General features: G+C 63.3%; 10 protein-coding genes. All 10 read left to right on the top strand.

Annotated elements, in window-relative coordinates:
- Positions 1-162 (top strand): phosphatidate cytidylyltransferase (locus BMY03_RS23885; RefSeq protein ID WP_177182946.1); only part of this gene is annotated, 162 nt, incomplete at its 5' end.
- Positions 159-1,349, top strand: coding sequence for a 1-deoxy-D-xylulose-5-phosphate reductoisomerase (gene ispC / locus BMY03_RS23880; protein WP_094012425.1), 1,191 nt, complete (start codon positions 159-161; stop codon positions 1,347-1,349). The genes BMY03_RS23885 and ispC, both read left to right, overlap by 4 nt.
- A 42-nt stretch (positions 1,350-1,391) precedes the next feature.
- Positions 1,392-2,744 (top strand): RIP metalloprotease RseP, encoded by a 1,353-nt coding sequence (rseP, locus tag BMY03_RS23875; protein WP_094012424.1) that lies wholly within the window; start codon positions 1,392-1,394, stop codon positions 2,742-2,744.
- Between the two features lie 76 nt (positions 2,745-2,820).
- The gene (gene bamA / locus BMY03_RS23870) at positions 2,821-5,181 is read left to right on the top strand and encodes an outer membrane protein assembly factor BamA (protein WP_094012423.1); all 2,361 of its coding nucleotides are present in this window, start codon (positions 2,821-2,823) and stop codon (positions 5,179-5,181) included.
- 44 nt (positions 5,182-5,225) lie between these two features.
- Positions 5,226-5,729: an OmpH/Skp family outer membrane protein gene (locus BMY03_RS23865; RefSeq protein ID WP_023629834.1), complete on the top strand. Its 504-nt coding sequence runs from the start codon at positions 5,226-5,228 to the stop codon at positions 5,727-5,729.
- Position 5,730: 1 nt separating this feature from the next.
- Positions 5,731-6,786, top strand: a complete 1,056-nt coding sequence (gene lpxD / locus BMY03_RS23860; RefSeq protein WP_094012422.1) for a UDP-3-O-(3-hydroxymyristoyl)glucosamine N-acyltransferase — start codon at positions 5,731-5,733, stop codon at positions 6,784-6,786.
- Between the two features lie 112 nt (positions 6,787-6,898).
- A complete protein-coding gene (fabZ, locus tag BMY03_RS23855) occupies positions 6,899-7,339 on the top strand; it encodes a 3-hydroxyacyl-ACP dehydratase FabZ (RefSeq protein ID WP_003252314.1) in 441 nt (146 codons plus the stop codon).
- Positions 7,336-8,112: an acyl-ACP--UDP-N-acetylglucosamine O-acyltransferase gene (lpxA, locus tag BMY03_RS23850; RefSeq protein ID WP_023629836.1), complete on the top strand. Its 777-nt coding sequence runs from the start codon at positions 7,336-7,338 to the stop codon at positions 8,110-8,112. The genes fabZ and lpxA overlap by 4 nt, the downstream gene beginning before the upstream one ends.
- 1 nt (position 8,113) lies before the next feature.
- A complete protein-coding gene (gene lpxB / locus BMY03_RS23845; protein WP_038706686.1) occupies positions 8,114-9,241 on the top strand; it encodes a lipid-A-disaccharide synthase in 1,128 nt (375 codons plus the stop codon).
- 1 nt (position 9,242) lies between these two features.
- A complete protein-coding gene (gene rnhB, locus BMY03_RS23840) occupies positions 9,243-9,866 on the top strand; it encodes a ribonuclease HII (protein ID WP_023628727.1) in 624 nt (207 codons plus the stop codon).
- Positions 9,867-9,913: the final 47 nt, after the last annotated feature.

Here is a 9,913-nt window from a genome sequence, read left to right as displayed (position 1 = left end):
GGCGACCTGACCGAGAGCATGTTCAAGCGTCGTGAAGGCATCAAGGACAGCAGCAACCTGTTGCCGGGCCATGGTGGCGTGCTTGATCGCATCGATAGCCTGACTGCGGCGATTCCGATGTTTGCCGTACTGTTGTGGGCGGCTGAGTGGGGTGTGATGTGAGTCGCGTGCAACGCATTACCGTGCTGGGGGCCACCGGCTCCATTGGCTTGAGCACGCTGGACGTCATCGCTCGCCACCCTGACCGTTACCAGGTGTTCGCCTTGAGCGGCTATTCGCGCATCGACGAACTGCTGGCCCTGTGCGAGCGCCATTGCCCGGCCTATGCCGTGGTGCCGAGCGCCGAGGCGGCCGGGCGGCTGCGCGCGGGGCTGGCCAAGGCCGGATGTGCCACCGAGGTGCTGGAAGGTGAGGCCGGGCTGTGCCAGGTCGCCTCTGCATCGGAGGTCGATACCGTGATGGCCGCCATCGTCGGCGCTGCCGGCCTGCGTCCGACCCTGGCCGCGGTCGAGGCGGGCAAGAAGGTGCTGTTGGCCAACAAGGAAGCCCTGGTGATGTCCGGGGCCCTGTTCATGCAGGCGGTGCAGCGCAGCGGCGCGGTGCTGCTGCCGATCGACAGCGAACACAACGCGATATTCCAGTGCATGCCCGGTGACTACGCCCGTGGCCTGGGTGCTGTCGGCGTGCGTCGGATCCTGCTGACTGCCTCTGGCGGCCCGTTCCGCGAAACCCCGGCCGAAGCTTTGCTGGATGTCACGCCGGAACAAGCCTGCGCCCATCCGAACTGGTCCATGGGGCGCAAGATTTCGGTCGACTCGGCGAGCATGTTGAACAAAGGCCTGGAACTGATCGAGGCCTGCTGGCTGTTCGACGCCAAGCCTTCGCAGGTTGAAGTGGTTGTGCATCCGCAGAGCGTCATTCACTCGTTGGTGGACTATGTCGATGGCTCGGTGCTTGCCCAGTTAGGCAACCCGGACATGCGCACGCCGATCTCCAATGCCCTGGCCTGGCCGGAGCGCATCGATTCGGGCGTGGCGCCGCTGGACCTGTTCGCCATCGCCCGTCTGGATTTCCAGGCCCCCGACGAACAGCGCTTCCCATGCCTGCGCCTGGCGCGTCAGGCTGCCGAGGCGGGCAACAGTGCGCCGGCGGTGCTCAATGCCGCCAATGAAGTGGCTGTCGAAGCGTTTCTCCAGCGGCGTATCCGCTTCCCGGAGATCGCGGGTATGATCGAACAGGTGCTCGACCAGGAGCCTGTGGTGGCATTGCCCACGCTCGACGCGGTATTCGCCGCCGACCAGCGTGCCCGGGAGCTGTCCCGGGAATGGTTGCGACGCCACGGCCGCTGAAGCCTGCGGCCGGCTCCGCCGAATGTCATCCGGAGATAGGACATGACTGCGCTCTACATGATTGTCGGCACGCTGATTGCGCTCGGCGTGCTGGTCACCTTCCACGAGTTCGGCCACTTCTGGGTGGCGCGGCGCTGCGGGGTCAAGGTCCTGCGTTTCTCGGTGGGCTTCGGCACGCCGTTGCTGCGCTGGCACGATCGCCAGGGCACCGAGTTCGTTGTCGCCGCGATTCCTTTGGGCGGCTACGTCAAGATGCTCGACGAGCGCGAGGGCGAGGTGCCTGCGGCGCTGATCGAGCAATCGTTCAACCGTAAATCGGTACGCCAGCGCATCGCCATCGTGGCGGCCGGCCCGGTCGCCAACTTCCTACTCGCCATCCTGTTCTTCTGGGTGCTGGCCATGCTCGGCTCGCAGCAGGTGCGCCCGGTCATTGGCGCGGTCGAGGCGGGCAGCCTTGCGGCCAGCGCCGGGCTGGGCGTCGGCCAGGAAATCGTTTCCATCGATGGCAAGCCGACCAACGGCTGGTCGGCGGTCAACCTGCAGTTGGTACGTCGCCTTGGCGAGAGCGGCACGCTGCGAGTGGGCGTGCTCGACGAAGGCGCAACGACCGAGCGCCAGCTCGACATTACTCTGAACAATTGGCTTAAAGGCGCCGATGAGCCTGACCCGATCCAGTCACTGGGGCTGCGCCCGTGGCGACCTGCGATGGTTCCGGTGCTGGCGGAGATCGATCCAAAAGGGCCGGCCGCTGCCGCCGGGCTCAAGACCGGTGACAAGCTCCTGGCACTCGACGGTGTGGCGCTGGGCGACTGGCAGCAGGTGGTCGACGCGGTCCGTGCTCGCCCCGAGCGTACGGTGAGCCTGAGCATCGAGCGCGACGGCGCGACGCTCGAAGTACCGGTCACCCTGGCGCGCAAGGGCGAAGGCCAGGCATCCGGTGGTTACCTCGGCGCCGGGGTCAAGGCCGGCGAATGGCCGGCGAAGATGCTCCGCGAGGTCAGTTACGGCCCGCTGGAGGCGGTGGGCGAGGGCTTGTCCCGCACATGGAACATGAGCGTCCTGACCCTCGAATCGCTGAAGAAAATGCTGTTCGGAGAGCTCTCGGTAAAAAACTTGAGCGGACCGATAACCATTGCTAAAGTGGCGGGCGCTTCAGCCCAGTCGGGCGTTGGGGATTTCCTGAATTTCCTGGCCTACCTGAGCATAAGCCTAGGGGTTCTGAACCTGCTGCCCATCCCCGTACTGGATGGGGGGCATTTGCTGTTCTACCTGATCGAGTGGGCGCGCGGTCGTCCACTCTCGGATCGGGTGCAAGGTTGGGGGGTCCAGATCGGTATCAGTTTGGTCGTTGGGGTGATGTTGCTCGCCCTGATCAACGATCTGGGTCGACTATAAAAGCTTCGCTCAATCGCGAAACCTGCCGCTTTCTTTGCGGCGGGTTGTTTATTGCCAGTTGGAATAAAAGGACTTCATGAAACGTCTGCTGCTAACTGCGGTGCTCTCCGCACTGATGATCGCTGAAGTTCACGCCGAGTCCTTCACCATCTCCGATATTCGTGTCAACGGCCTGCAGCGGGTTTCCGCCGGCAGCGTGTTTGGCGCGTTGCCGCTGAACGTCGGTGACCAGGTCGACGACCGCCGTCTGGTGGACTCCACTCGCTCGCTGTTCAAAACCGGCTTTTTCCAGGACATCCAGCTGAACCGCGACGGCAATGTCCTGATCATCAACGTGGTCGAGCGCCCTTCGGTGTCGAGCATCGAGATCGAAGGCAACAAGGCGATCAGCACCGAAGACCTGATGAAGGGGCTCAAGCAGTCGGGCCTGGCCGAGGGCGAGATTTTCCAGCGCGCGACGCTGGAAGGCGTGCGTAACGAGCTGCAGCGCCAGTATGTGGCCCAGGGCCGCTACTCCGCTGAAGTTGACGCCGAGGTCGTGCCGCAACCGCGCAACCGTGTCGGCCTGAAGATCAAGATCAACGAAGGTACCGTGGCCGCGATCCAGCACATCAACGTGGTGGGCAACACGGTCTTCGACGACGAGACCCTCGGCCAGCTGTTCGAACTCAAGACCACCAACTGGCTGTCGTTCTTCAAGAACGACGACAAGTACGCCCGCGAAAAACTGTCTGGTGACCTGGAGCGCCTGCGTTCCTACTACCTGGACCGCGGCTACATCAACATGGACATCGCCTCCACCCAGGTGTCGATCACTCCGGACAAGAAGCACGTCTACATTACCGTCAACATCAATGAAGGCGAGAAGTACACCGTACGCGACGTCAAGCTGTCCGGTGACCTGAAAGTGCCGGAAGACCAGGTCAAGTCGCTGCTGCTGGTGCAGCCTGGCCAGGTGTTCTCGCGCAAGGTGATGACCACCACGTCCGACCTGATCACCCGTCGCCTGGGTAACGAAGGCTATACCTTCGCCAACGTCAACGGCGTGCCGCAACCGAACGACCAGGATCACACCGTCGACATCATGTTCGTCGTCGATCCGGGCAAGCGTGCCTACGTCAACCGCATCAACTACCGCGGCAACACCAAGACCGAAGACGAAGTGCTGCGCCGCGAAATGCGCCAGATGGAAGGCGGCTGGGCGTCGACCTACCTCATCGACCAATCCAAGACCCGCCTCGAGCGCCTGGGCTTCTTCAAGGAAGTCAACGTCGAGACGCCGCCGGTGCCGGGCACCGATGACCAGGTCGACGTCAACTACAGCGTCGAAGAGCAGGCCTCCGGCTCGATCACCGCCAGCGTCGGTTTCGCCCAGAGCGCGGGCCTGATCCTCGGTGGCTCGATCAGCCAGAACAACTTCCTGGGTACCGGTAACAAGGTCTCCATCGGCCTGACCCGCTCCGAATACCAGACCCGCTACAACTTCGGCTACGTCGATCCCTACTTCACCCCCGATGGTGTGAGCCTGGGCTACAACGCCTTCTACCGCAGCACCGACTACGACGACCTCGACGTCGACGTGGCCAGCTATGCGGTGGACAGTTTGGGTGCCGGTGTCAGCCTCGGCTACCCGATCAGCGAGACCTCGCGCCTGACTTACGGCCTGACCGTGCAGCAGGACAAGTTGAAGACCGGCCGCTACACCGTCGATGAGATCTTCAAGTTCATCCAGGACGAAGGCGACAACTTCCTCAACTTCAAGGCTTCGATCGGCTGGTCCGAGTCGACCCTGAACAAGGGCGTGCTTGCCACCCGTGGTCACTCGCAGAGCCTGACCCTCGAGACCACCGTGCCGGGCAGCGACCTGTCGTTCTACAAGCTCGACTACCGTGGCCAGCTGTTCAAGCCGATCAACAATGACTACACCCTGCGCCTGCACACCGAGCTGGGCTACGGTGACGGCTATGGTTCGACCAATGGTCTGCCGTTCTACGAGAACTACTACGCGGGCGGCTTCAACTCCGTGCGTGGCTTCAAGGACAGCACCCTGGGCCCACGCAGTACGCCGAGCCGTGGCGCGGCCGTGACCGGCAACCAGGGCACCATCGCCGACCCGGACCAGGATCCGCTGCCGTTCGGTGGTAACGTCCTCGTTCAGGGTGGTGTGGAGCTGCTGTTCCCGCTGCCGTTCGTCAAGGACCAGCGTTCGCTGCGCACCTCCGTGTTCTGGGACGTGGGTAACGTGTTCGACACCAACTGCGGTTCCAAGCCGGATTGCACCAAGGTCGGTTTCTCGGACATGGCCAGCTCCGTCGGTCTGGGCGTAACCTGGATCACCGCGCTGGGCCCGCTGAGCTTCAGCCTGGCGATGCCGATCAAGAAACCGGACGACGCCGACACGCAAGTGTTCCAATTCTCTCTGGGCCAGACCTTCTGAGGTCGGCCCTTGCATAACGACAACGGATTATCCAGGAGTGCATCGTGCGTAAGTTGACTCAACTGGCCCTCGTGGCCGCGGCGCTGGTCGCCACCCCGGCTTTCGCCGAAATGAAAGTTGCCGTGCTGAACTATCAGATGGCCCTGCTGGAATCCGATGCGGCCAAGAAGTACGCCGTTGACGCGGAGAAGAAATTCGGCCCGCAACTGACCAAGCTCAAGGGCCTGGAAAGCAGCGCCAAGGGCATCCAGGACCGTCTGATCAAGGGCGGCGACAAGATGCCTCAGCCAGAGCGCGAGCGCCTCGAGCTCGAGTTCAAGCAAAAGGCCCGCGACTTCCAGTTCCAGTCCAAGGAACTCAACGAAGCCAAGGCCGTGGCCGATCGCGACATGCTCAAGCAGCTCAAGCCCAAGCTTGATGGCGCTGTCGAGGAAGTGATCAAGAAGGGCGGCTTCGACCTGGTGCTCGAGCGTGGCGCGGTCATCGATGTCAAGCCTCAGTACGACATCACCCGCCAGGTCATCGAGCGCATGAACCAAGCCCGTTGATATGACCGTGACCATGACACTCGGCCAGCTGGCCGAAGCCCTCGGGGCCGAGCTCAAAGGCCCCGAGGCGCTGGAAATTACCGGGTTGGCCACCTTGCAGGAGGCCGTTTCCGGGCAGCTGAGTTTCCTGGCCAACAAGCAGTACCGCAAGTTCCTGGACGACTCCACGGCCAGCGCGGTACTGCTCAAGGCCGAGGACGCCGAAGGTTTCGCCGGCAACGCCTTGATCGTCGCCGACCCGTACCTGGCTTACGCGCGCATCTCGCACCTGTTCGATCCGAAGCCCAAGGCTGTGGCGGGAATCCATCCCAGCGCCGTGGTTGCCGAGGATGCCCAGGTGGATGCCAGCGCCAGCATTGGTCCGTTTGCGGTGATCGAAAGTGGTGCGCACATTGGCGCCAACGTGACGGTCGGCGCGCACTGTTTCATCGGTGCCCGTTGCCTCATCGGCGAGGGTGGCTGGTTGGCACCCCGTGTCACGCTGTATCACGATGTGACCATTGGCAAGCGTGTGGTCATCCAGTCCGGGGCGGTGATCGGTGGTGAGGGCTTCGGCTTTGCCAACGAAAAGGGCGTCTGGCGCAAGATCGCACAGATTGGCGGCGTCACCCTGGGCGACGATGTCGAGATCGGCGTGAACACCGCGGTGGACCGCGGCGCCCTGTCGGATACGCGCATCGGTGATGGCGTCAAGCTCGATAACCAGATCCAGATCGCCCATAACGTGCAGGTCGGTGACCACACGGCGATGGCGGCCTGCGTCGGTATCTCGGGCAGTACCCGCATCGGCAAGCACTGCATGATTGCCGGTGGTGTTGGGATGGTCGGTCACATCGACGTCTGCGACAATGTTTTCGTCTCCGGCATGACCATGGTGACCCGTTCTATTACCGAACCGGGTGGCTACTCTTCCGGAACGGCCATGCAACCTTTGGCTGAATGGCGCAAGAGCGCCGCTCGCATTCGCCAGCTGGACGAGATGTCCAAGCGTCTCCAGCAGCTGGAAAAGCGTGTCGACACCGTGACCTCAGGTGGCCAGCCGACATCAGAAGGCTGATACCATTTACTGAGCGAGCGTTACCGTCGCTAGCTGGCTCCTCTTTGGATCTGCAAAAGGAGCGTGTGGTCAGCACCTGCGCTCCCTATTCTTATACAGGCTTCCCCCCGAAATGATGGACATCAACGAGATTCGCGAATACCTGCCTCACCGTTACCCGTTCCTGCTGGTGGACCGGGTGACGGACCTGGACTTCGAGGCCCAAAGCATTCGTGCCTACAAGAATGTCAGCATCAACGAGCCGTTCTTCAATGGCCACTTCCCGGCACATCCGATCATGCCGGGCGTGCTGATCATCGAGGCGATGGCCCAGGCGGCCGGAATTCTCGGATTCAAGATGCTCGACGCCAAACCGGCTGACGGCACGCTTTACTACTTTGTCGGCTCCGACAAGCTGCGTTTCCGCCAGCCAGTGCTGCCGGGCGACCAGCTGGTCCTGGAAGCCAAGTTCCTCAGCCGCAAGAGCATGATCTGGAAGTTCGAATGCCGTGCCCTGGTGGACGGCAAGCCAGTTTGCTCGGCCGAGATCACCTGCGCGGAACGCTCCCTATGAGTTCGATTGACCCACGGGCGATCATCGATCCTTCGGCCAGGCTGGCCGAGGGTGTCGAGGTTGGCCCCTGGTCGATCGTAGGCCCCGATGTCGAAATCGGGGAGGGCACCATCATTGGCCCGCACGTCGTGCTCAAAGGGCCGACCCGTATCGGCAAGCACAACCGCATCTACCAGTTCTCCTCGATCGGTGAAGACACCCCTGACCTGAAGTACAAGGGTGAGCCGACGCGCCTGGTAATCGGTGACCACAACGTGATCCGCGAGGGTGTCACCATCCATCGCGGCACCGTGCAGGACCGTTCCGAAACGACGCTGGGCGATCACAACCTGATCATGGCCTATGCCCACATCGGCCATGACAGCGTCATCGGCAACCACTGCATCCTGGTCAACAACACCGCGTTGGCCGGGCACGTGCACGTGGGCGACTGGGCGATCCTGTCGGGCTACACGCTGGTGCACCAGTACTGCCATATCGGCGCTCATGCCTTTTCCGGCATGGGTACCGCGATCGGCAAGGACGTGCCGGCCTACGTGACGGTGTTCGGCAGCCCGGCCGAGGCGCGCAGCATGAACTTCGAAGGCTTGCGCCGTCGCGGTTTCAGCGACGAGGTGCTGCATGCACTGCGTCGCGCCTACAAGATAGTCTATCGCCAGGGCCTGACCGTCGAAGAGGCGCTCAAGGAGCTGGACGAGCTGGTGAGCCAGTTCCCGGAAGTCGACCTGTTCCGTCATTCGATCGCCAACTCCGCCCGCGGCATCACGCGCTGACATGGCCCAACTTTGCGTGGCGCTGGTCGCGGGCGAGGCCAGCGGCGACATCCTCGGTTCCGGCTTGATGCGTGCCATCAAGGCGCGCCACCCCGATGTACGTTTCATCGGCGTCGGTGGGCCCTTGATGGAAGCTGAAGGCATGACTTCCTACTTCCCGATGGAACGCCTGGCCGTCATGGGTCTGGTCGAGGTACTCGGGCGTCTGCGCGAGCTGCTCAAGCGGCGAAAGCTGCTGATCGAGACACTGATCGGTGAAAAGCCCGACGTGTTCATCGGTATCGATGCACCTGATTTCACCCTCAATATCGAACTCAAGCTGCGCCAGGCCGGGATCAAGACAGTGCATTACGTCAGCCCGTCGGTCTGGGCCTGGCGGCAGAAGCGTGTGCTGAAGATCCGCGAGGGGTGCGACCTGATGCTCACCCTGCTGCCGTTCGAGGCTCGCTTCTATGAAGAGCAGGGCGTGCCGGTGCGCTTCGTCGGCCACCCGTTGGCGGATACCATTCCCCTCGAGGCTGACCGTGGCGCGGCGCGTGCCGAGCTGGGCCTGGGCGATGGCCCGGTGATTGCCCTGATGCCCGGCAGCCGTGGCGGCGAAGTGGGGCGCCTGGGCGCCCTGTTCCTCGACGCGGCCCAGCGCCTGCGCGAGCTGGTGCCTGGCGCACGTTTCGTGCTGCCGTGCGCCAATGCCGCGCGTCGCGCCCAGGTCGAGCAGATGCTCGAAGGGCGCGAGTTGCCGCTGACCTTGCTCGACGGCCAGTCGCACAAGGCCCTGGCGGCGTGCGACGCGGTGCTGATTGCCTCGGGTACCGCCACCCTGGAGGCGATGCTGTACAAGCGGCCGATGGTGGTGGCCTATCGCCTGGCGCCGTTGACGTACTGGATTCTCAAGCGCATGGTCAAGAGCCCCTACGTGTCGCTGCCCAACTTGCTCGCCCAACGCCTGTTGGTGCCCGAGCTGCTGCAGGACGCCGCCACCAGCGAGGCCTTGGCGCAAACCCTGGCGCCGCTGGTCAAGGATGGTACGCAGCAGACCGACAGCTTCGACCAGATCCACCGCACCCTGCGCCGCGATGCCTCCAACCAGGCGGCCGACGCGGTGCTTGCCCTGTTGAAGGACCACTGACATGCAGATGGGGCTGGATTTCAACCTGGTCGAGGAACTGGTGGCCGGCGTCGATGAAGTGGGCCGTGGTCCGCTGTGCGGCGCGGTGGTAACCGCAGCGGTGATTCTCGATCCGCGCCGGCCGATCCTCGGCCTGAACGACTCGAAGAAACTCACCGAGGCCAAGCGCGATGCGCTGTTCGACGAGATCTGCGAGAAGGCGCTGAGTTTCTGCATCGCTCGCGCCGAGGTCGAGGAAATCGACCGTCTGAACATCCTCCATGCGACCATGCTGGCCATGCAGCGTGCCGTCGAAGGGTTGCACGTCACGCCGAAGCTGGCACTGATCGATGGCAACCGCTGCCCGAAACTTTCGGTGCCAGCGGCTCCGGTGGTCAAGGGGGATTCGCAGGTGCCGGCGATCGCCGCCGCATCGATTCTGGCCAAGGTCACCCGTGACCGCGAGATGAGCGCGTTCGAGCTGATCTACCCGGGTTATGGGATCGGCGGGCACAAGGGGTATCCGACTCCAGTGCACCTTGAGGCCCTGGCCCGTCTTGGGCCGACGCCCATTCACCGGCGCTCGTTCGCGCCTGTTCGAGCTGCCTGGGAAGCCCGTGAGGGCGCTTCCACCCTGCTGATCTGATCGGCGCCATTCATCGCGGGGCAAGCCTGCTCCCACGCCGAGTTGCG

The organism is Pseudomonas soli (assembly GCF_900110655.1).
GTDB classification, from domain to species: domain Bacteria; phylum Pseudomonadota; class Gammaproteobacteria; order Pseudomonadales; family Pseudomonadaceae; genus Aquipseudomonas; species Aquipseudomonas soli.
The sequence above is the reverse complement of the archived record's forward strand: the minus strand, read 5'-3'. Positions and strand labels throughout refer to the sequence as shown.